This window comes from Mesorhizobium sp. WSM4837, assembly GCF_055811435.1.
On the sequence record NZ_JBVVQE010000094.1, the window covers coordinates 1 to 22,229 of the forward strand.

Genomic DNA, 22,229 nt, shown 5'->3' on the forward strand with positions numbered 1-22,229 from the left:
ATCCTCACGGCGATTACGAGCCTCGAAACCACAGGCTTCATGCCGCTTCTGGCTGCTCTGTCGCGACGGGATAGCCGACACGCCGAAGGACGCGCCGCGCGTGAGCTAGTACAGTGCCCGTCCAAGAACGCCAAGGTCTAGATTTAGCCAATGAATCTCTGGTTTACGCAAGCAAGGCCAGTCGATTTCAGGTATGCTGGAGTCATGCAACCCAGAGCACATCCTGCCACCGCCAGAGCCGACGATGCGCCAAGAACGCACCCTCCAACCCAGCGTATCGCTCTTTTCGTCACGCTGCGAGCTGAACGCGATGGCCCAATGGCTGGATGTCTATTGTGATCTGCTTGGCCTGGTGGCGCGAGACCACGTGTCGGGGCGGCAATCAAGGCAACCGCACCGCAGGGCCTCCCCGCCGAAGCGGTGCTGCGCTGCGCGCTGCTGAAACAATCTCGTCAGCTGAGCCACCAGGAACTTGCGTTCCACCTTGAGGACTCTGTCTCGTTTCGCGCCTTTTTGCCCGCCTGCCATGGTCGTGGAGCCCAGGAGTATCGGGCGCTACAAAAGACGACCAGCTACGACCAGCGCCATCCGGTCCGAGACCTGGGGACAGCTCAATCGGACACTGCTTTTGGGCGCTCGGCTGGCGAAGCTCAAGACGGCGCGGTCGTACGGCTGGACAGTACGGTGACCTCGGGGCTGATCGGTGAATCCGGCCCGGGCAAGCAGTCCATCGGCCTGGCCATAGAGCTCGCCGTAACCGCCAAAGGCATCGGCCTGCAGAATGCCGGTACGCCTCCGGCGAGGGCCGCCTTGCGCGAGCATGTTACGATAGCGAGGCTGCGCTCTTAAGGTCGTCCTTACGAGCGTAGTTAGCAGCACAGCATGAGCCATGTGACGTTATTGACGGGGCCGGAGCGTCGTCGTCGTTGGAGTGAAGAGGATCAGCGCCGGATACTGGCCGCGGCATTCGCGCCCGGGTCCACAGTGGCGGCGGTGGCGCGTCAGTACGATGTCGCGACCAGCCTGATCTATAAGTGGCGCCGCACGGTCAGAGCCCGCGAGACGGGCTTTGCCGGAGGCGTACGACCAAGTCGTAGGGGCGGCACAGCTGCACAGAGCGGCGCTATTGCGCTGTTCCGTAAGCTGGGGCTTCCGGACACGTCGGCCGCCGCTATCCGTTCAGTTTTCGGGCGGTCAGCTCCAACGCGGCATGACGGCTATGGTGCTCTGCCCCGAGCCCGACCTGATCGTGTTCGACGAACCGACCACCGCTCGACGTGACGATCCCTATCGACGTGCTGGCGGCGATCAAGGATGCGATCCGCCACACCGGCGTGGCGGCGCTACATCAGCTCGACGAGGTCGGCTATCTTCCCTTCGCGCAGGCCCGCGGCCGGTTGCTCTTCCATCTGATCAGCCGGCTCTACGAACAAACCTCGATCACAACCACCAATTTCGAATTCGGAGACTGCCTGGCCGTCTTCGGCGACCCAAGCTGCGCAGGATACCCCTCTTGTTGATCGGTTGGTGTCTCATGTCACGGTGGTTGACCGTCGACACCAACGAAAACGGGATGAAGGCCAACCGCTACATCAACATGGACGACCTGCGCGAGCACTGCGCCAAGCCGCATGACCAGCACCATGGCGGCCCCATTTTGCAGAACTTGAGCACACAACCACGGATTTGTCGCCTGCTAGCGATGATGAGGGTGAACATCGTAGCGCGGCGGCGCTTGACGTAGCCGACCCCGCGTTCGTCCTTCCCCTCCGTCGCGCCCGGTAGGACGCACATGCCCGCGGCGTAAATCCCCAGTAGCGGGCAAAGGCGTGCAGCCGCGTGTTGAACCGCACCTCCCGCGTCGTCGCATCGTGATGTTCGACTAACGCCTTCGGATTGTCGAACAACACTTCCGTTGCAACCCCGCCGAAGCGAAGGGAGGCTCCTTCCATCCCCTCGAACCAGTCCGCCTGGCGCTCCCGAAGCGAGGGACGGATATGCAGCCGACGCGAGTAACTCAGCGTTGCTACAAACAGGGGCTCCCGAACACGCTCGCCGCCGATCCACACCCGCGTGTCGCCAAAGTCGATCTGCATCTGATATCCCGGCGCGGTCTCAAAACTGAACTGTCGCGCGCTTCTGCGCCTTCCACTCCCGACGCCAATGCTGGACCCGAAGCTCTACCGAACGAAGCCCAATGGCGATCCCATGTTCGCTCGCCAGTTCCTGGCGAACCACATCGGCGTTGCCGCCATGGCGGAAGAAGCGCTCCCGAAGCCAATCGTCCAGCCCGTCGAACGCCGTCTGCCGCACAGGCTTGCGAAACGGAACAGTCCCGCCGTCGCGCAGATACCGACGCACCGTGTTGCGCGCGCACCCGAATTCCTTCGCCAGCCGCTTCGCTCCCCAGCCAAGCTCATGCAGCCGCAGCATCGCTGCCACCTCTTCAGGCTGAAGCGTCTCCTCTCCCTGCATCGTTCTCGACAATGCAGGATGCGCCGAATTCCTAGTCGTCATCCATGCCTCCTCTCACAACCGAGGGGGTCAATTCTTCATTTCGTCAGGGGTCAGTTTCTCAATTGGCCAACAGGATAGTGGCGCCTATGTCTTGATCGATATAGTCGGCACACATGCGCGATGATCATCCTGCAAGCAACGCAGGACATCCGCAAGGTGTCACAATAGTTGGGACAGGCCACTCTGATGACAACTGAAATCTGCACGCGAGGTGATCGGACAGAGAAGCTCGACGCCATGGAATCGATCGCTCCACCGCATCTGCGGGCGCGGCGTTCCAGCCATCCGACAAGCTGATCGCGCTCCTCAAACGCCCTTCGTAATGGTGAGACAGGTTGGCGGCGGCGGACACAAGAGCAGGTCGCAGCGAGCTCCCCATTACTGGTCTGCCCATAAAGCAGGAGTTGTAGGCTTGCCGCATGAGACCGCAGTCGGTGCAGTGTTCCGCGTGACCGCCCAGAGCCGCGGACCGGCACGCCTCCACCGCGCCATGACCCGGCGCTCGACACGCCCGATATGGCCGGCATGGTCGCGGCGATAATCAGCCCCGTGACGGTGGAATACATCCGCCACTTCCAGATTCTGGCGCATGGCGCGGCTCAGGCAGGCGGCGTGATCTCCATGTGGAATTGGTCAAAAGGGCTGGGGATTCGACCGATCACAGCAGTTGAGACCTGGGCGTATATTGTCGTCGTCGCCAAGCTGCGATGGCCAAGCAGCACCTGAATGATCGTTATGTCCGTGCCGGCTTCCAAAAGGTTGTCGGTCGAATTGAGAAGCTGCCCCCTAGCCAACCTGATGGAGTTTAGCGCGAGGTGATGTCCCCCTATCCCGATCAATCACAAATCGCTTCACCGCAAAATCCCACCCCGATTTCCAAACAGCCTCTTTGAGAACACAGGGGGGGCTTCGCGGAGTACCAAGGATCAACCTTCGCTAGTCGCCGTGCGCGCAAAGGCTCACAGGGGCTTCCCCAGGCTCGGGCGCACAGCTCGCCATAACGTCGCTTTGGACGCTGACGAAGTGCCCTAGCCTGCACACTGCGCGCACCGTATCGGCCTACCCTCCCCACCAAGGCGAGTACCTGATCATCTCGAGTCCAGATAGCTCGCATATGCATTCTATGCTTGTCAATTCTAGTGGGAAATGCAAGTTTTACTGAACACAATGGAATGGCAGCGTCACCACCTAGCTAAATAGGGGGCGTAAGCTCTGTGTTGCGGCCTCCAAGATCGAATTTAGGATACAACCGATTTAAGGAAGAGATTCCCGGACGAGAAATCACTTCAGGTTTGTTGGCAGTTGTGATGCAAAAAACATTGCACCATGAGTCAGCTGAATCGATAGTATACTATATATTCATGAAGAAACATTGATGCATAAACTATATTATTCCAGAACTGTCGCGGCAATCCTTACTATTGCTTTTCATGTGAGGGCCGTGTAATGAGAGACAAGCGCCTGAAGCCACCACTTCCCCGTGCCGAGCCACGGATCAGGGTGCTGCATGACGACGTCACGATGGATTGGTATCGCTGGCTTCGCGACCGGGAGAAGCCCGAAGTCCTCGCGTATCTGGAAGCGGAGAACAGCTACGCGGAGCAAGCGACAGCTCACCTGACAGAGCTCAAGGCGGAGCTCATCGCCGAGATTGAAGGGCGTCAGCCTTGCGAGGGCGCCCTGCCACCGTTCCAAGTTGGGAGTTTCGAGTACTTCCAAAGACATGAGAGGGGCCTGTCTCATCCGGCGTGGTGGCGCCAGCCGGTGACCGGAGGCTCGGCCGAGCTTGTTCTCGACCCGAACGCGATTCTCGGGGCCGAGGTCTTCTATTCGCTCGGTGTCTTTGAGCCGAGCGACGACGGGCGTTACGTGGCGTTTAGCTTTGACGTCATCGGTGACGAGCGCTACGAGTTGAGAGTGCGGGACATGGCCGACGGCCGCGACGTCTGGCGCGACTCGGGTAGCGCCGGGCGGGTTGTCTGGGCCGCCGACAATCATACGCTCTTTTTCACACGGGAGCGGACTGACCGGTGGCATCACGATCAGATTGTCCGCTTGGATGTCGAGGTGGGGAACTCCGAGGTGGTGTTCGAGGAGGCCAACGAGCGACTCGCGGTGCTGGTCCGGCGTTCTGATAGCGGCGCCTGGTTGTTCCTCGACGTATTTGCGACCTCGGACAATTCCTCGCCCGTTCAGCGAGGCGCCGCAGAGGTGTGGTGTCTTCCTGCTGACCAGCCGTGGGGCAAGTGGCGCCGGATCGTGAGGCGGGAACTCGGGCACAAGATCTACGCCGAGCATTGGGGCGACAGGTTCCTGTTTCGGGTCAACGACGCTGGACCGTACTGGCGGCTCGTGTGTGCGCCGATAGATGACCCGTCACCGTGGTGTTGGGAGCAGGTCGTTCCGCATCGAGCGGGCGTGACACTCGAGGAGGTCCACGTACTCGAACAGCACTTGGTTCTCCTGGAACGAGAAGGCCTTCATCCTCGCCTTGTCTCGCGTAACGGAAGTGGGCGGGTTGGGGCCACGATCGTTCCCGACGAGCCGAGCTGCACTCTAAGGGTGGGTCTGTCGCCAGGTGGTAGCTATTCGGTCGCACGGCATCTGTTCCGGAGCTCAAAGTTGACCTACTCGGTTAGCTCGTTTGTAACGCCGGACACCGTCGTCGAGCATGATCTCGCCGACGACCGATCGGAAGTCCTGTACCAGGCCCGCATTCCGGGGTATGACGCGGCTAAATACGTGGCGACAGTCGTCATGGCGGAGGCCGAAGACGGGGTACAGGTTCCGATCTCGTTGGTGGTGCGGCGCGATCGGACGACCCCTGGGCCGGTATTATTAAATGTGTACGGCTGTTACGGAACACCGAGATGGCCCTCGTTCTTCGCTTGGCCCTCATCCATGACCGCGCGTTTGAGCCTGCTCGATCGCGGAGTTGCTTTCGGCATCGTGCATGTACGAGGGGGCGGCGAGTTCGGACGTCCATGGCACGAGGCGGCTACCTGCGATCGAAAGCGCATTACCCACACAGATCTGATCGCCGCTGCCGAGGGGCTCGTCGAGCGGGGGGTCGCCACCCGCGACGGCATCGTCATTGAGGGAAAGAGCGCTGGCGGGGGAACCGTGCTTGCCGCGGCCGTGTTGCGGCCCGACTTGTTCCGCGCCGTGCTCGCCGAGGTTCCGCTCGCCGACATCATAGATACCGAGATGGACTTCACGATGCCGTTCGCGCTAACGGAAACGGCGGAGTACGGAGATCCCCACATCGCTCCCGAGTATCGGTATCTGCGCAGCTACGACCCGTACTACAACCTCAGCGCCGATCGCCCGCTTCCGCCGACGTACGTCGACGCCGCGCTCGACGACGGCCAGGTGCTCTATTACCAGCCCGCTCGCTACGTGGCACAGCGTCGGTCGTGCGCGGCCGATCGCGACCCCGAGCTTGTCTTCCGGATGCGGATGGTGGGCGGCCACAGCGGCGCGTCACATGGTCCTGGCGTAGCCGAGGAAGCAGCTTTTCGCATGGCCTGGGCGCTCGACCAGATCCGACGCTCGAGCAGCTGACCGGTTTTGCCCGCAAATCAGGACAGACTGTCGCTTGGCAGGATGGAGTGGTTGCCGTCCTCCCCAGACGGCATCTCAACTGCCAAAGATGTGGTCGATATAGGCCACGGAGCGGACAGGACGGCAAAGAAGGGTACGACGATCGGAGTGGATATGGTATGAACCGTTTTCCAGCTTCACGGCGCGTCGATGACGGAGAGGTGAAAGTTTTCCAAGAAGCCAGCGCGCCGACAGTCTTGCGGTTCATAGCGGACCGGGCGCCGGCACTGGTGGAGCAAGCATCACTGGGCTCGCGAGCTGGTCAAGCTCGGTCACGAGGTCACACTAATCCCACCGCGATCGTTCGAAGCGCATCTGGACCGGTGGACGCGCGAGATTGCCGATCAGCGTGTGCATGGCACGACCGGCGTGGCTCCTGCGGAGCGCTTTGCCGAAGAGGCCGGGGCGCTTCGCCCTCTCGGCGGACGGGCGCCGTTCGCGCAGCTGCGGGTTCTCGTGCGCAAGGTTCAGGCAGATTGCGCAATCGACCTGGACACGAACAGTTACTCGGATCCGTGGCGGCTGATCGGGGAGAGCGTCCAGATCGTGGTGGTGGGCGGCCGCGTTATCGTGCGTCATGCGGGCGAGGTGGTGGCGGATCATGCCTTGTGCCGGGGGCGTCGCCAACGGATCGTCGAGCGCGCGCATCTTGCCGGCGTGTCGGCGCTGCTGGGCCGGTACGATCGGCGCCGGCGGAGATCGTTGCGCCTTCCGCTCTGTTGCGGCCGCTGGCCGAATATGAGGCACTGGTGGGAGGCGGCTGGTGATGACGGCGGTCGATCACGAGATGTTGGTGGCTCAGCTCGACCGGCTGAAGCTGACCGCGATCCGGGACCAGCTCGATACGCTGCTGGACGAAGCGGCGCGTTCGGAGATGACATTGCGCGAAGCTTTGTCCTTCCTGGTGACGCGCGAGATCGCGCGGCGCGACGAGCGGCGCATGTCCATGGCAGGCAAGCTCGCGCAGTTCCCGTTTGTGCGTGAATTGAACGGCTTCGACTTCAACGCGCAGCCGTCGCTGGACCAGCGCAGATCCGGGAGCTGGCGACCTGTCGCTGGATTGCTCATGGCGACACGGTCCTGTTCCTTGGACCTCCGGGTACGGACAAGACACATCTGGCGGTGGCTCTCGGGCGCGAGGCGATCCGGCAGAACCATAGCGTCCAGTTCGTCACGGCGGCTACGCTCGTGGCGATGCTGGCCAAAGCCCATGGCGACGGTTCACTCGAAAAGCAGCTGACGACCCTGTCGCGGCCGAAACTGTTGATTAGAGCGCTTCGCCTTTTAACCGAATCTGGATTCCCAAGTTGGAGCAAATCAGATTCGATGTCCTGACCGTGTGGAGGTCGGATGACGAAACCTTCTTCGATGGATCCGCGGGAGCTGGCGGCCAAGGCTGCGCGATTTGCTTCAGAAGCGTGACATCGCGCAGGCTGGTCGTCAAGTTCGACGGTTCCATTGCCGCAATGGCTCGCGCGCTCCAGGAAAAAGCTGCGAATAGCGGCTGGTTCCCGCCTTTCTGGATCGTCCCTGAGTGCCACCATCAAGTGGCGGCGCCGCGGGCGTAGAGCTTGATGGTGGCATCGGACGCCCCGCAGTTGCCTCGCGAGCGCCCGACCTGAACCCGGTCGAAAACATCTGGCAATACATGCGCGCCAACTGGCTCTCAAACCGCGTCTTCGAACCCTATGACGCGATCATCGACGCCGCTTGCGAGGCCTGGCAGAGGCTCCTCACCACAAACAAGCGCCTCCATCGCAATGAGGCGCTGGGCACATGTCGGCCAATCATCATGACCACTGGTATGATCATGTCACGCCGCAGTCCGCGCCTTCAGTGTCATGATGCGGAAGCTGATGCCTCACAGAACACAAACCCTAGAGGTGACGACGCGGCGGTTAAAACGGTCGATTGACGCCCCTTCCTTCTCACATCACCGGCAGCCTACCCCACCGCTTCTAAGCGGCGGTGGCAGCTCGATAGGTCCAAGCAACTGAGGGCAGTGTCAGTATCTCCGTCAGCCTTGGTAATAGGCTTCGAGATTAATCCCATCCTGCATAGGAGAATTATTACCGCCACTGTGTGGCGCAGGCCAGCGTGTTCGTCATTGCTGACTGGCATGTCGTTCTGCGTCTGTACTGCTGGCTGCGTAAGAACGCCCCAGTTTTGGGCTCCAAGCAGCCCAGCACTCGACGCCCCACAAGACGGCTCTGGCGGGACGGGCCGGTCGAACAGCACATGCTCGGCTGGACTCCTGTCGGCGTATGGATTGTCTGGCATGGATGGAAACGCCTGACTCTACCATGTCTTCTGGAGAGCCGGATGCGTAACGAAAGGCGCAAGCCGGGTTCGGCGAACGACCGTCGTCATTCCGATATTCCACGCTCTCGTGTTCAGCAGTGTCGAGTTGAAGACGTCTATGTGCGCAAATCGATACACCGAGGCGCAAGTATTCCGCAGGCGCGGCCCGAAACACACGGCTTTGCCCCTTTGGTTCGGACAACTCTTCAATGGCACGCCGATTGCACGGGACTCCGTGTAAGCGCGTGGGGGTGTAGATGAGCTGTTCCCGACAAGTAACCACATCCGCGCGAATAAACGTGACAGCAGGCAAAAATTAAGGAGTATCTCATGCGGGTAGCCGTCGTGTGCAACAGTGATTTTACCGGCGTGATCAACCGGTTCGGTCAGCCTTATCCGCAGCCGCCGCAGTTCTGGCCGCCTTCCGGGACTCGCGAAAGGGTGGTGGCGGCACTGCAAGACGGCGGCCACCAGACGCTGCTGTGTGAAGGGGACAAAGGACTGCTCACTACGCTCGAGCGGTTCCTGCCACCCGATCCGCAAGCGCGCCCTTCGGGGACCGTTTTCAACTTGGCAGAGGGAATTCAGGGTGAGTACCGTTTCACCCACGTTCCGGGCATGCTCGAGATGGCCGGCGTTCCATATACGGGATCAAGCCCACTCGGGCATGGGCTGACGGACGATAAGGTCATCAGCAAGACGCTTATCCGCAGTTGCGGCGTGCCGACGCCGAACTTTCGCGTCATGCGCCGCGGCACCGAGAGTACGGGCGACCTGCAATTCCCAGTGGTAGTGAAGCCGCGTCATGAAGACAACAGCTTCGGTTTGCAGCTCGTACACGAGCCCGCTCAGCTGAGGGAGGCCGTGGAAGTAATTGTCACGCAGTATGCGCAGGATGCGCTCGTTGAAGAATACATCGATGGGCGAGAAATCCATGTCGCGCTGCTGGGAAATGGGGAACCCGAGGTGTTGCCTCCGGTGGAGTTCGACCTCGGCGACCGCGAAACTGGTCTTTTGACTTGGGAAGCGAAGTACTTGGCGACCGTGCAGCCGCCGCAGATTTGCCCGGCGCCAATTGGGAGCAGCCTTGCGACTTTGCTGCGGGAAATTTCGGTGGCGACCTTCCGTGCCTGCCAGTGCCGAGATTATGCCCGCATTGACCTGCGGATCGATCGCTCCGGCCAGCCATTTGTCCTGGAGATCAACTCGATGCCGGGGCTCAGTATGCACTCCGCTTATCCCCTAGCCGCGAGAACCGCGGGTTACAGCTACTCCAGCATGATCAATCGCATCCTTGATGTTGCCCACACGCGGTATTTCGGAATCGGCATCCCCAAGGCTGAGGATTCAGTCACCAGAGCCAAAAGTTGATGGCGATTGCGGTGCAGACTTCTATGAAGGAGGTGCAACCGCATAGATCGCAGCAGGTGGCGATGCGGCACCAATCCTTGAGCTTGGCGAACAAGTTCTCGAGTTTGTGCGGCGCGGCATTAGAGGGTCTTGTCCTATGAAAACGGCTGCTTGCGGCTCGTGGTCGGCGGGCTGCGTTGGGTGATGTCCTTGTCAGCCAAAAGGCCTGCAGAATGTGTTGCTGGCATAAATCGGTCGAGCAGGCTCTAGCGGATCCGCTGGCCGGTCGGCGATGACGGCCTGGAAGAAGGCGGCGGTGGAGGAGCCGATCTTCTCGCCGGTCGCTATCAGTCCTTGCGGCGCCCGAACGGAAAATGATTCTGATCGTGCCGGGGTTCACAGCTCGACCCCGCAGGAAAGAAAACAGCGGTGTGTCGGGGGTAACTGAAACTACTGCTGCGATCGTAGCGCCATGAACGCATAAAGGCGCTGTGCCAGCTGCAGCCCCATGGGAATGAGCCTTGACATGGAAAACTTCGTCTCGCGGATAGTAAGGATGTTGCGATCCCGATGGACATCCGCCAGCGCAGACGCGCAACCTCGGCTACGAGCAGACCAAGCCGAACAGCAGGCTGAAGATGCTGGCATAGGCGGGACCGCGAAGCGGGGCGTTGTTCTGCTCCGGAAGCTCGGCGGCGCGATCGAAAGCTGTTGAGCGATCCGCAGATCCAGGATGCAGGACGGTCTTGGATTACCTCGGCGGCGCGGCTTCATAGTGACAGGAGAACGATCGATTTCGTCATGTTCGACCATCCTCTCGAACAGCCGGCCGACGAGGCCGATAAGATGGTTGAAGCTTCTCGGCCGCGAGCGCGGACGGCTCAGGTAAAAAACATCGAGGAGCGCCGGGGTGATTTGGGTCATGCTCGTCACCCCTTGAACGTTAAGATAGCCGTCGAGCATCCGCAGCACCTTGTCCTCGTCGTAGCGCCGGTTGAGCGCACGCTCGTGGCGAACGAAAGCGACGATATGAGATGTGATCGGGCTTGAAGATTCGGGAAGACGAGGGCTCATTGCAAATCCACCCATCACCCAGAGCCACTTCACGCAAGCCATCGACCTGGACCTTGGCGTAGATCATGGATGAGGAAGCGGCCCGATGTCCGACATAGTCGCCGATGGTCTTGAGCGAAAACCCCGTGTCCACCAGGCGCTGGACGCAGGCATCACGGAGAGTGTGTGATCCCGGACGGCTAACCGGAATCCCAGCGCGCGATGAAGATACTTGCTGACAGTGGCCGACACCGCAGAGTGTGTGAGTGGCAATTGTGGCGCCAAGTGTCGCCAGAAAAGCAATCGGCTTTGAACATCAGGCCGCCCGTTCCTGAGGTAATCCACGATCGCCTCACCAACGACAGGGGGATAGCTGGTGCTGTGCTCGGCCTTGCGCCCGCGAACATACAGCGGCCAGCCGATAACGCTGAGGTATCTCGACAAGCCTGCTGATGTCGCGCTGAAGGACACGTTCCCGGTGCAGGTATCGTAGGAAGACCCGCAGGATGCTGGTGAGACTAATCAGCGCGATGCGGGCGAAATGCGAGGCCTGGGTCGTGAGAAGGCCGTCACCACCGGCAATGTAAGCGACTTCGGATCACATCATATCGCCGAGATGCCGCTCAAAGACGCGCAGGTAATGCCGGTAATCCGCGATGCAGCTTTGCCGCAACCCTCGCTCATCGCGAAGATAATCGAAGAACCCTGGAACCTGTACCGAAAATGTATCGGGCAGCGAAGGGTATTAGGGACAGTGGGAGGGTGGCTCGATGTTCGCTCGCTAGATGTGCCGCCACAGACAATCAGTTCGTTTAATCACAGAAATTTACGCCCGCCGGGGCACATAACCGCTCGGACACAAAATCCGGATTAAGTGCCTGGGCACGTAATCGGGAACCACGAACTTCGGTATGCCGTCCCAAGGCGAACAGGTTGGTGCACGCCGATCCAGTCGGGCAGCCTCTCGCTCCGGCACGCCTCGGCATAGGTGTAGTTCGAGGCTCCCATCGCTGCCTTGAACAGCTTCATGGGGTGCGCTTTGCCGATGACCGGATCGAAGATGTCGAAGGCGTCGCAGGCAAAGTCGACGATCACTTTCTCGCCGCCCAGGTGCGTCTGCCGCATTGAGGGGCGTAGGCGTCCTTTCCAGCCTCGAGGTCGTACAGAACCACGTGTAGCCAAAAGCCGTCGGGGTTGGCGACGCGATACTCTTCCCACAGGAGAACCCGCGTCACACGACCTAGAGTAAGTAGTCGGCTGTGAAGAAAGTCGATTTCGCTGACAGCGGTTGCGATCAGGGCCGGAAACACGGGGCTGGCAATGGGCGTCGCCGGTTGGATCGTCCAGAGCGGTGATTAGGCTGTTCGTGGCTGGATCGGCGGCGCTGCAGGGAATGGCGAACAGCGCCAGGAAGCACACAGAAGCCTCAGCCAATTGAGCAGGAGGCTGAAGTTGTAGCCGACGGAGGCAAGCACAGTCTTGTTGGCATCGCCCTCAGAGAAGGCCAGGAAAGTTGCGGCCCATACGTAGTCGTTTTTGAGATTGCCGATGACGGGTTCGACGGCGGCCCGGCGTCGCAGCGCCCGTTTGATGACTTTGGTGAGGCCGCGCTTGTAACCAGCGACATGGACCTCTTGCCCTTCGGGGCGTTGTGGCCGCGATAGCCGGCATCTGTGACGATCTCGCCGAGGCTGACGCTTTGGTGTCCTCGATTGCCGGGATGATGGTGGCCAGCGCGTGGCCGTCATAAGGATTGCCTGGCAGCGTCTCGACATGGCAGACGAACTGGCCGCCGCGGCTGCGCTGCAGCGGGGTGGCGACGGGAACCTTGACGCCGAACTCGTACGAGCTCGTGGGCTTTGCCCTTGCCAATGCACTCGACCTCCGGAGCGTGCAGGGAATACACCTTCTTGCCCCGCTCGCGCTGGCGCTGATCCCTGACGCGCCGGGCCAGCGCCAACGGCAGGGCAAAGACCTGCATCAGCTCCGGCCGCCCGACGAGCTTGCGGGTGATGTCGCGGATCACCGCTCCCATCGTGGTGCGCAGGCGCTTGAGCTGCCGGTTGGCCCGTTTGAACTGCTTGGCATGGGCATAGCGCTGATACTTGATTAGCGCGATCTTGCCGACCCGCGCATAGGATTGGCGCAGGGCAATGCTTGGCCAGCTTCAACAGCCGCTCACGGGCGCAATGCATCAGCTTGGCGTCGGTCGGGAAGGTGATGGCTTTTCCTGCACAATGGTATCGACGATTACCGCGGGAAGTCCGACGGCTTGGCCGCCCCCAGCCTGGCCGCCGCTGCAAGACTTTCCTGAAGCAGCGCCATCAGCCGCTCTTCCCCCATACGTTGCCGCCAGCGCGTCAGTGAAGTGCGGTCGAAGGGCAAACGGGCTGGAAGAACTCCCCGCCGCAGAACAGCTGGTAGAGTAGGGATTCTCCAGCCAGCGTTCGCACAGGCCTTCGTCGGACATGTTGTGCATCGACTTGAGAATGGCCAGTCCCGCCATTAGCCGTTTCGGCAAAGGCGGCCGGCAGGATCGTGGTCATAGACCTCGCCGAGCCGCTCTTCCAGGAAGCGCCAGTCGATCGTCTTGGCCAGCTTCACCAGCGCATGATCCATATTGAGGATGTGGTCGAGCCGGGATCGCAACAGATCCGTCTGGCCGCTCTCGCGCCGTTCCTTCGGTCGCATCGCTCGCTTCCCTCGCGACTTCGTCATCACCTCGAATCCGCAGAACAAGCGCATCCAATTTGCCGGAAATCGCAGCCTCTAGCCACGAAATTCGGCAATCTGAAACCGGAAATCAGGGGAAATTGTCAACAAATCAAAGCATTCCGAGTTCTTCACGGACGACTAAGTAGCTTTTCAATCGCCATATAAAATCAAGCATGAACAACTATCTTGTCTTACAAACGAGCATGTCTCGATTATCTTCGCCATGGCGGCGCTGTTTGCGTTGGGTGGCGGGGCCCATGCCGAAATGGCCCTGAAAGGCGCGTGAGAAATGGGTGCGGTTGGAAAAGCCCGTGGCAAGCGCCACCTCGACGAGCGAGAGGCTAGACTGTTGCAGAATCTCGTCGGCCTTGTCCAACCGCAGAGACCGATAGAACTGCATCACGCTCTGTCCCAGCTGTTCCTTTGCCAACCGCTCTAATTGCCGCGCCCCGATACCGCTCAGATGGGCAAGGTCATCAAGATTCAGCGGATCGGCGATGTGGCTCGTCATTAGCTCGACCATGGCGACCAGCGCGGGATGGCGAAGATCGTACTTCCGCACCGGGTCCAGCTGCTGCGGGGCCTCTGCCTGCCGGATGCCCGTGTGGATGAACCAATCGCTCACAGCGCGCGCCAGTTCCACACCATGATCGAAGGCGATCAGCGCGTGGGCCATGTCCAGCGGGGCCATGCCGCCCGCGCAGGTGAAGCGGTCGCGATCAATGACGAAGAGCCGCCGCTCGATGAGCGCCTCGGGGTAGATTTCGCGCATCGCATCGATGTGTTGCCAGTGGGTCGTGAACCGGCGTGACGCCATAACGCCGGCAGAAGCCAGGATGGCCGCTCCGCCTGAGATCCCGCCCAAGGCCACGCCCGACCGGGCGAGACGGCGCAGCCAAGCAAGGATCCTGTCGTCCCGATAGCTCAGCGGATTGCCGCCGGCCACGACGAAGAGAATATCGAAATCGCTGACTGCTTCTGAAACCGGCACTGTCTCGAACGCGCCCGAGACGGAACTGCGCATCCACCCGCCCTGGGCCGAGATGAAGCTGAGATCGTAAAGCTGCCGCCCACTGAGCAGGTTGGCAGCGCGCAACGGTTCGACCGCAGAGGCGGCGGACATGAGGGCATAGCCTTGGATCAGCAGGAACCCATATCGCTGCGGGCTGCCGTTATTCCCGTCAGTCATCCCGTGGGAAATCCTATCGTCCACATAGTCCGGAGACATGTCCGACAAAAGCACGCAGAAGTCAATTTTGGAAACACTTCACTGCCGTGGCCATGACATAGTCCCTGCAGTCTAAGGAGTTCTCGATATGAGGTTTTCGGGCTTCCGCGTCTTTGCTGAAGCGATCAAGGGGCATACTGGATGGCAGCCGCTCTGGCGCAATCCCGACCCAAAGCCTGCCTACGACTACGTGATCGTTGGCGGGGGCGGTCACGGCCTGGCGACGGCCTATTATCTGGCTAAAAAATTCGGACAGTCCCGTATAGCCGTGCTTGAGAAGAGTTGGCTCGGATCCGGGAATGTCGGACGAAACACGACGATCATCCGCTCGAACTACCTGCTTACTGGCAACGAGCCCTTCTACGAGTTCTCGATGAAGCTCTGGGAAGGACTGGAGCAGGAGCTCAACTTTAACGCAATGGTCTCCCAGCGCGGCATCGTAAACCTCTTTCATACGGATGCACAGCGCGACGCCTTCCGCCGCCGCGGCAACGCCATGATGCTGGCGGGTGCGGGCGCCCGGCTGCTGGGCCGGGAGGAACTGCGCGCCATGGTTCCGTTCCTGAACTACGACCACGCGCGCTTCCCGATCAAGGGCGGCCTGATGCAGCCACGTGCCGGCACTGCGCGGCACGACGGCGTGGCCTGGGGCTATGCCCGCGGCGCCGACAGCCACGGCGTGGACCTGATCCAGAATTGCGAGGTGACGGGTTTCCGGGTCGATCGCGGCAAGGTGCGTGGCGTGGAGACATCGCGCGGCTATATCGCCGCCGACAATGTCGGCGTGGCGGTGGCGGGTTTCTCGGGCCGCGTCATGGCAATGGCCGGAATGCGGCTTCCGATCGAAAGCCATGTCCTGCAGGCCTTCGTCACGGAGGGGCTCAAGCCCACCATTCCGGGCGTGATCACCTTCGGGGCCGGCCATTTCTACATCAGCCAGTCCGACAAGGGCGGGCTTGTCTTCGGCGGTGATATCGACGGCTACAATTCTTATGCCCAACGCGGCAATCTGCCGGTGGTCGAGGACGTCGCCGAAGGCGGCATGGCATTGATGCCCATGATTGGGCGGGCGCGGCTTCTGCGCATGTGGGGCGGCCTCGTGGACATGTCGATGGATGGCTCGCCTATCATCGACCGTACGCATATTGATGGCCTCTATTTCAACGGCGGCTGGTGCTATGGCGGCTTCAAGGCGACGCCAGCCAGCGGCTATGCCTTCGCCCATCTTCTTGCCACCGGCACACCCCACGAGACCGCGCGCGCCTACCGCATCGACCGTTTCGCACGCGGCCATGTGGTCGACGAACGTGGCGCCGGTGCCCAGCCCAATCTCCACTAAGGCTGTCCAATGCTGATCCCACATCCACTTCTGGGCCTGCGGGATGCGCAGGAATTCACGTATCTGGGCGACGCGCGGCTCATCGACCGTCCAGACCCATCAGCGCCCGATGCCGAGGCCGCCTTCTGCGATTACGTTTTCCTGCGCGACAACCCGGCGAGCGTACACCGCGAGCTGTGGTTCCACGAGCAGGGTGACCGGTCATGGCTGGTGGTGACGCGCGACACTGTCACCCATGAGGTCCTCGGTGCGGAGCTGGCGCGCGATGTCGCCCTTGCGCAAAATAGGTGCGGCAAATGACACGGCTATCCGGAGGGTTGATTGACCGCTCGCAAATCCTGAACTTCGCCTTCGACGGCAAACGGTATCAGGGCCATGCCGGCGACACGCTCGCTTCGGCGCTTCTGGCCAATGGCGTGCGTCTTGTGGGCCGCAGCTTCAAGTATCACCGCCCGCGCGGAGTGCTCTCGGCCGGTTCGGAGGAACCGAACGCTCTGGTCGAAGTGCGAACGGGGGCACGGCAGGAGCCGAACACGCGCGCCACGGTGGTGGAGCTGTTCGAGGGGCTGGAGGCGCGAAGCCAGAACCGCTGGCCCTTACTTGGGTTTGATGCATTGGCGGTGAATGATCTGCTGTCGCCGTTTTTTACGGCCGGGTTCTACTACAAGACATTTATGTGGCCGAAAGGCTTTTGGGAAAAGCTCTACGAGCCGGCGATCCGCAAAGCCGCGGGCCTCGGGCGACTCTCCATGCAGGCCGACCCGGATACATACGACAAGGGCTTCCTCCATTGCGACCTTTTGGTCATCGGCGGGGGGGCGGCCGGGCTTGCTGCAGCGCTGACAGCGGCGCGCGTGGGCGCAAGTGTGATTTTGGCCGACGAGGATTTCCGCCTGGGTGGGCGGCTTCTGTCCGAGACGGAAAAGCTGGACGGAGCTCCGGCCACGGACTGGATCTCCGCGCTCGAGTCCGAGTTCGAAGGCCTGCCGAACATTCGCGTGATGCGTCGCACCACGGTGTTCGGAGTCTTTGATCACGGGATCTACGGCGCGGTGGAACGGGTTTCGGACCATCTCGTGGAACCGGGCGACCGTGTGCGCCAGACGCTGTGGCGCATCACGGCAAAACGCGCGGTGCTCGCTGCCGGGGCGACCGAGCGGCCCATCGCCTTTGCCGACAATGATCGTCCGGGCGTCATGCTGGCCGGCGCGATCCGGGCTTACGCCAATCGCTGGGCGGCGTGTCCGACCGAGACGATCACCGTATTTACCAATAACGATGACGGGCACCGCACGGCACGCGATCTTGCCTCCAAGGGCGTCCATGTTAAGGCTGTGATCGACGCCCGCCCCGAGGCAAGGACTTCGGACGATTACCGGGTGATCAGTGGTGGCGTGGTCACCGGCTCGCGCGGGCGACTCGGGCTTACTGCGATCGGGATTCACGCGAACGGCAAGTCCGAATGGATCGAGTGCGGCGCGCTCGGTGTTTCGGGCGGTTGGAACCCAAATGTTCATCTCTTTTCGCATTATCGTGGTCGGCCTGTTTGGAATGAACCGCTGCAGGCGTTCCTGCCTGGGGAGGATGGGCCTCTAGGACTATTTCCGGCAGGTGCGGCGGCGGGCCATTTTTCCACCGCCTACGCCTTGCGTTCCGGCGCGCAAGCCGCACAGCGTGCGATGGACGAACTTGGAATCGCAGCATCGTTGCCCGATTTGCCGTGCGCCGAGGAGGCAGACTACACGGTTGCGCCCGTCTTCCATGTACCGGGCAAGAAACGCGCCTGGATCGATTTCCAGAACGACGTGACAGTGAAGGATATCAAGCTCGCTCATGCTGAGAACATGCGGCCGGTAGAGCATTTGAAACGCTACACCACGCTGGGTATGGCGACGGACCAGGGCAAGACCGCAAACGTGACCGGACTTGCCGTGATGGCGGAGCTGACCGGGGGGTCGATCCCGGAAGCCGGCACGACGATCTTCCGCCCGCCCTACACTCCAGTGACGCTCTCGGTGCTGGGCGGTGGCGATATAGGGCCGCATTTCCGTCCGCACCGCCTGACGCCCACCCATCACTGGGCCGAAGCGCAAGGCGCGGTGTTCGTCGAGGTTGGCCAATGGATGCGCGCGCAATACTTTCCGCGTCCGGGCGAAACGCACTGGCGCCAGAGCGTGGACCGCGAGGCCAGGGCCGTGCGCAGCGCGGTGGGCCTGAGTGACGTGACCACGCTCGGTAAGGTCGATGTGCAGGGCGCCGACGCGGGCGAGTTTCTCAATCGGCTCTACAGCAACATGATGGCCACGCTGAAGGTCGGCCGTATCCGCTACGGGCTGATGCTGCGCGAAGACGGCTTCGCCTATGACGACGGAACCTGCGCGCGGCTTGCCGATGAGCACTACGTGGTCACCACGACGACGGCCAATGCGGGGTTGGTCTACCGCAACATGGAGTTTGCCCGGCAGTGCCTGTGGCCGGAACTCGATGTGCAGATCATCTCAACGACTGACGCCTGGGCGCAGATCGCCGTCGCGGGGCCGAAATCGCGCGCCCTGCTCGCCCGCATCGTGGACGGGTTTGACCTGTCGAACGAAGCCTTCCCCTTCATGGCCTGCGCGGAGCTGACCATCTGCGGCGGCCTTCGCGCGCGCCTATTCCGCATCTCCTTCTCGGGCGAACTCGCCTACGAAATCGCAGTTCCCACCCGCTACGGACATGCGCTCATGGAACGGCTGATGAAGATGGGTGCCGATGTGGGAGCTACGCCCTACGGGATTGAAGCGCTCTCCGTGCTGCGCATCGAAAAGGGTCACGTCGGTGGCGCCGAGCTGAACGGACAGACCACGGCGGCCATGGTCGGACTCGGCAGGATGGTATCGCAGAAGAAGGATTCCATAGGTGCCGTCATGTCGCGGCGCGAGGGGCTGGCTGGCGATAAACGCCGTCTGGTAGGATTGCAGCCCGTCGACACGGCCGGCAAGGTGGTCAGCGGCTCGCATCTTTTCGCAGAGGACGCGCCGCAGAGTCTCGACACCGACCAGGGTTGGATCACTTCGGCCTGCTACAGTCCGCATGTCGGGACGATGATCGGGCTCGGTTTCTTCGAGAACGGCGATGAACGGCTGGGCGAGGTGATCGTGGCCGCGAACCCGCTTGAAGGCGAAAGTGCACGCCTGCGCGTCGTGCCTGCCTGTTTCGTCGACCCCGAGGGAGAACGTCTGCATGACTGACCTGATACCTCGCACCGCCCTCGATTCCGCGACACCCGGATCCATATCCTTCGGAGTGCTCGAGCTGCGGGAGAATGCTGGTCTCGCGCTTGCCTCTCTGGCGCTGCGCCGCGGTGTCATAGAGCCCACGCCCTTCGGGCTCACTCTTCCCGGACCCGGCCGCTGGGTTGCAGGGGAGGGGGTTGCCGCGCTGTGGACCGGACCGGATCAGTGGATGATCGAGGCCGCAGGCCGCGCCGAGCTGGATTTTGCCGCCGAGCTCAAGCAGGTCGCCCCCGGTTGCTCGGTGACCGAGCAGACTGATGGGTGGGTGACCATTGAGGTCGTCTCGAAGGCCGGCGCGGCGCCTCTCGAGGCTATGATGTCGAAGCTCGTCAACATCGATCTCGCGGGCCCCGGTCCCGGCCCCGCGACGCGTACCGGCCTTGAGCATATGAGTTGTTTCGTCATCCGCCGCGGCGACGCCCATGTCGCCGTGCTGGGCGCGCGCTCGTCCGCCGGTTCGCTCTGGCACGCGCTGGAAACGGCGGCGAAGCGGCTCGAGGAGAAGGTAGCGTGATCGCCCCGGTCATAGACGGCAAGATGTTCGCGGCGCAGCTACGTTCGAGAGTGGCTGGGCATGTGGCGTGGCTCAAGGAGGAGCACGGCATTACGCCGGGCCTCGCTGTCGTTCTGGTAGGCGACGATCCTGCGTCGGAAGTCTATGTGCGTAACAAAGGACGGCAGACTATCGAAGCTGGCATGAGCAGCCTTGAGCACAAGCTGCCCACTGAAACGTCTCAGGCCGATCTACTTGCTTTAATCGAGCAGCTGAATTCCGATCCTGAGATTCACGGTATTCTCGTCCAACTGCCTCTACCCAAACATCTGAACGCCGATCTGGTGATCAATGCGATCGACCCGGCAAAGGATGTCGATGGTTTTCACATTTCGAATGTCGGGCTTCTCGGTACCGGACAAAATGCGATCGTGCCGTGTACCCCGTTGGGGTGTTTGATGATGCTGCGCGGCCATTTGGGCGATCTGTCCGGGCTCGAAGCGGTGGTCGTGGGACGCTCGAACGTCGTCGGAAAACCGATGGCGCAACTTCTTCTCGGCGATAGCTGCACCGTAACCATCGCTCATTCGCGTACACGGGATCTGGCATCAATCTGCCGCCGGGCCGACATCCTCGTGGCTGCCGTGGGCCGCCCAGAAATGATCCCCGGCGAATGGATCAAGCCGGGCGCAACCGTGATCGACGTGGGCATCAATCGGATCGCGCGGGACGGCAAGCAACACCTGGTGGGCGACGTGGATTTCAGCAGCGCGGCGGAAATAGCGGGTGCGATAACGCCAGTGCCGGGAGGTGTCGGTCCCATGACCATCGCCTGTCTGCTCGCCAACGGTCACCGCCTGCTGCCGTGCCCACGGGCTGCCGGCGCCAGGGGGCTGACATTATGAGCCCCTTCATCCGGCCTTCTGCCCTGACGCGGCCGAACGGGTCTTTACTGCACACACGAGATAGTTCGATATGGACAAATACGGCCTGACGGTCACCTGTAAGTCAAAGCGCGGGATCGTCGCCGCCATCGCAGGGTACCTCGCCCATAACGGCTGCAACATCGCCGACAGTTCGCAATTTGACGATACGCAGACCGGCAACTTCTTCATGCGCGTCAGCTTCAGTTCCGAAGAGGGCATTGGGCTAGACACACTGCGCAACGGGTTTGCCGACACCAGCGAGGCGTTCGGAATGGACTTCGCTTTCCATGACGAGAGCCGCAAGATGAAGGTGATCATCATGGTCTCGCGTTTCGGCCATTGTCTGAACGACCTCCTGTACCGCTGGCGCATCGGAGCGCTCCCAGTCGACATAGTGGCGGTGATCTCGAACCACTTGGACTGCCAGAAGCCGGTCGTGAATCATGACATCCCGTTCCACTACATCAAAGTGACGAAGGAGAATAAGAGCGAAGCCGAATCCCAGCAGATGCGCATCGTCGAGGAGACCGGCGCAGAGTTGGTCGTGCTCGCCCGATACATGCAGGTGTTGTCGGACGAAATATGCGAGAAAATGTCCGGTCGGATCATCAACATCCACCATTCATTCCTGCCCTCCTTCAAGGGAGCGAACCCGTACAAGCAGGCGTTCGAGCGTGGGGTGAAACTGATCGGCGCGACCTCACACTATGTGAGCGCCGATCTTGACGAGGGTCCGATCATCGAGCAGGACATCGTGCGCGTAACGCACGCCCAGAACCCATCCGACTATGTAGCGCTCGGGCGCGACGTCGAAAGCCAGGTTCTCGCACGCGCCATTCACGCGCACATTCACCGCCGTGTCTTCCTCAACGGGAACAAGACCGTGGTCTTTCCCGCTTCGCCGGGCTCGCACGCTTCGGAACGGATGGGATGAGAGCGTACCACTGCAGCATCGGTGTGCGAGGGGACATGTCTCGCCCCCGCGAGCGTTCTCAGCCAGTTCTTCATCGACGTCGGGACGACAATTACGCCCCGCCTCCGCTTACGCTCGTCGAGAAGCGATTGCAGGGGCATGAGCGGGGAAGAGCGCGCCGGTTTTTGGCGAAAACGGCGTCACGGCGCGGTGGCGCGCACGCCGCGAGACCGGCGTTGGACCGGTGCACGCATTCCAAACGGCGGACCGGCGTCAGCTTGGTTTCAGGCGGGTGAAGAGGACGAGGCTGTAGGCCACGACCAAGGACCAGACGTAAGCTTTGAAATGATCGAGGCCGCGCCAGGTGCAGCGCGCCAAGTCGTAAGCGCGCTTGAGGCAAGAGATGCTAGTTGTTTAGTCCCGGCATTTGATGGGTGGGTCGAATCGGAACCGTTCAGGCTCTTTTGCCCAGATTTTGCAGATGAACTCGTGGGGTGTGAGGCCCTTGAGGGTCTT

At 61.4% G+C, this 22,229-nt stretch carries 14 protein-coding genes and 12 pseudogenes; 17 read left to right on the forward strand and 9 right to left on the reverse strand.

Annotated features, from left to right (window positions below; all coding sequences use genetic code 11):
- Positions 1–244 precede the first annotated feature (244 nt).
- From AC0L3D_RS32930 to AC0L3D_RS32955, 6 genes and pseudogenes are all read left to right on the forward strand, one after another.
- A pseudogene (locus AC0L3D_RS32930) lies at positions 245–708 on the forward strand (ISNCY family transposase); the annotation flags it as partial.
- Positions 685–849 carry a hypothetical protein gene (locus tag AC0L3D_RS32935; RefSeq protein ID WP_473647171.1) on the forward strand — a complete coding sequence of 55 codons (165 nt, stop codon included), beginning with the start codon at positions 685–687 and terminating at the stop codon, positions 847–849. The pseudogene AC0L3D_RS32930 and the gene AC0L3D_RS32935, both read left to right, overlap by 24 nt.
- A gap of 33 nt (positions 850–882) precedes the next feature.
- Positions 883–1,008: pseudogene (locus tag AC0L3D_RS32940) on the forward strand (transposase); the annotation flags it as partial.
- A 102-nt stretch (positions 1,009–1,110) separates the two neighbouring features.
- A pseudogene (locus tag AC0L3D_RS32945) lies at positions 1,111–1,349 on the forward strand (ATP-binding cassette domain-containing protein); the annotation flags it as partial.
- Positions 1,350–1,352: 3 nt separating this feature from the next.
- Positions 1,353–1,572 (forward strand): annotated as a pseudogene (locus AC0L3D_RS32950) (ATP-binding protein); the annotation flags it as partial.
- The gene (locus AC0L3D_RS32955; protein WP_473647173.1) at positions 1,547–1,744 is read left to right on the forward strand and encodes a hypothetical protein; all 198 of its coding nucleotides are present in this window, start codon (positions 1,547–1,549) and stop codon (positions 1,742–1,744) included. The pseudogene AC0L3D_RS32950 and the gene AC0L3D_RS32955, both read left to right, overlap by 26 nt.
- Here AC0L3D_RS32955 and istA read toward each other — a convergent pair.
- The 3 genes and pseudogenes from istA to AC0L3D_RS32970 form a co-directional block, all read right to left on the reverse strand.
- Positions 1,732–2,517 (reverse strand): annotated as a pseudogene (istA, locus tag AC0L3D_RS32960) (IS21 family transposase); the annotation flags it as partial. The gene AC0L3D_RS32955 and the pseudogene istA overlap by 13 nt on opposite strands.
- A gap of 397 nt (positions 2,518–2,914) precedes the next feature.
- Positions 2,915–3,108 (reverse strand): annotated as a pseudogene (locus tag AC0L3D_RS32965) (transposase zinc-binding domain-containing protein); the annotation flags it as partial.
- Positions 3,109–3,116: 8 nt separating this feature from the next.
- On the reverse strand, positions 3,117–3,239 hold the full coding sequence (locus tag AC0L3D_RS32970; protein ID WP_473647168.1) for a hypothetical protein: 123 nt from the start codon (positions 3,237–3,239) through the stop codon (positions 3,117–3,119).
- 724 nt (positions 3,240–3,963) lie between these two features.
- On the opposite strand from AC0L3D_RS32970, the gene AC0L3D_RS32975 reads away from it, so the two are divergent.
- The 5 genes and pseudogenes from AC0L3D_RS32975 (at position 3,964) to AC0L3D_RS32995 (ending at position 9,792) form a co-directional block, all read left to right on the forward strand.
- Positions 3,964–6,081: a prolyl oligopeptidase family serine peptidase gene (locus tag AC0L3D_RS32975; protein WP_473647150.1), complete on the forward strand. Its 2,118-nt coding sequence runs from the start codon at positions 3,964–3,966 to the stop codon at positions 6,079–6,081.
- A gap of 342 nt (positions 6,082–6,423) precedes the next feature.
- Positions 6,424–6,887 (forward strand): annotated as a pseudogene (locus AC0L3D_RS32980) (Mu transposase domain-containing protein); the annotation flags it as partial.
- A pseudogene (locus AC0L3D_RS32985) lies at positions 6,887–7,389 on the forward strand (ATP-binding protein); the annotation flags it as partial. The pseudogenes AC0L3D_RS32980 and AC0L3D_RS32985, both read left to right, overlap by 1 nt.
- A gap of 334 nt (positions 7,390–7,723) precedes the next feature.
- Positions 7,724–7,916, forward strand: a pseudogene (locus AC0L3D_RS32990) (IS630 family transposase); the annotation flags it as partial.
- An 835-nt stretch (positions 7,917–8,751) separates the two neighbouring features.
- Complete coding sequence (locus AC0L3D_RS32995; protein ID WP_473647152.1) at positions 8,752–9,792, forward strand: D-alanine--D-alanine ligase family protein; 1,041 nt, start codon at positions 8,752–8,754, stop codon at positions 9,790–9,792.
- A gap of 429 nt (positions 9,793–10,221) precedes the next feature.
- Here AC0L3D_RS32995 and AC0L3D_RS33000 read toward each other — a convergent pair whose 3' ends face one another.
- From AC0L3D_RS33000 to AC0L3D_RS33020, 5 genes and pseudogenes are all read right to left on the reverse strand, one after another.
- A complete protein-coding gene (locus tag AC0L3D_RS33000) occupies positions 10,222–10,845 on the reverse strand; it encodes a hypothetical protein (RefSeq protein WP_473647154.1) in 624 nt (207 codons plus the stop codon).
- A 577-nt stretch (positions 10,846–11,422) separates the two neighbouring features.
- The gene (locus AC0L3D_RS33005; protein ID WP_473647169.1) at positions 11,423–11,560 is read right to left on the reverse strand and encodes a site-specific integrase; all 138 of its coding nucleotides are present in this window, start codon (positions 11,558–11,560) and stop codon (positions 11,423–11,425) included.
- Positions 11,561–11,687: 127 nt separating this feature from the next.
- Positions 11,688–12,059: pseudogene (locus tag AC0L3D_RS33010) on the reverse strand (IS21 family transposase); the annotation flags it as partial.
- Positions 12,060–12,179: 120 nt separating this feature from the next.
- Positions 12,180–13,515, reverse strand: a pseudogene (locus AC0L3D_RS33015) (IS5 family transposase).
- 205 nt (positions 13,516–13,720) lie between these two features.
- Positions 13,721–14,728 (reverse strand): GlxA family transcriptional regulator, encoded by a 1,008-nt coding sequence (locus AC0L3D_RS33020; protein WP_473647155.1) that lies wholly within the window; start codon positions 14,726–14,728, stop codon positions 13,721–13,723.
- A gap of 127 nt (positions 14,729–14,855) precedes the next feature.
- On the opposite strand from AC0L3D_RS33020, the gene AC0L3D_RS33025 reads away from it, so the two are divergent.
- From AC0L3D_RS33025 to purU, 6 genes are all read left to right on the forward strand, one after another.
- Positions 14,856–16,106 (forward strand): sarcosine oxidase subunit beta family protein, encoded by a 1,251-nt coding sequence (locus AC0L3D_RS33025; protein ID WP_473647157.1) that lies wholly within the window; start codon positions 14,856–14,858, stop codon positions 16,104–16,106.
- Between the two features lie 9 nt (positions 16,107–16,115).
- Positions 16,116–16,406, forward strand: a complete 291-nt coding sequence (locus AC0L3D_RS33030) for a sarcosine oxidase subunit delta (protein WP_473647159.1) — start codon at positions 16,116–16,118, stop codon at positions 16,404–16,406.
- Positions 16,403–19,336 (forward strand): sarcosine oxidase subunit alpha family protein, encoded by a 2,934-nt coding sequence (locus AC0L3D_RS33035; RefSeq protein WP_473647161.1) that lies wholly within the window; start codon positions 16,403–16,405, stop codon positions 19,334–19,336. The genes AC0L3D_RS33030 and AC0L3D_RS33035 overlap by 4 nt, the downstream gene beginning before the upstream one ends.
- A complete protein-coding gene (locus AC0L3D_RS33040; protein ID WP_473647163.1) occupies positions 19,329–19,895 on the forward strand; it encodes a sarcosine oxidase subunit gamma in 567 nt (188 codons plus the stop codon). Before AC0L3D_RS33035 ends, AC0L3D_RS33040 begins: the two co-directional genes overlap by 8 nt.
- The gene (locus tag AC0L3D_RS33045) at positions 19,892–20,779 is read left to right on the forward strand and encodes a bifunctional methylenetetrahydrofolate dehydrogenase/methenyltetrahydrofolate cyclohydrolase (RefSeq protein ID WP_473647164.1); all 888 of its coding nucleotides are present in this window, start codon (positions 19,892–19,894) and stop codon (positions 20,777–20,779) included. The genes AC0L3D_RS33040 and AC0L3D_RS33045 overlap by 4 nt, the downstream gene beginning before the upstream one ends.
- A 70-nt stretch (positions 20,780–20,849) precedes the next feature.
- Positions 20,850–21,734: a formyltetrahydrofolate deformylase gene (purU, locus tag AC0L3D_RS33050; RefSeq protein ID WP_473647166.1), complete on the forward strand. Its 885-nt coding sequence runs from the start codon at positions 20,850–20,852 to the stop codon at positions 21,732–21,734.
- 385 nt (positions 21,735–22,119) lie between these two features.
- On the opposite strand, the pseudogene AC0L3D_RS33055 reads toward purU, so the two are convergent.
- Positions 22,120–22,229, reverse strand: a pseudogene (locus AC0L3D_RS33055) (IS481 family transposase); the annotation flags it as partial.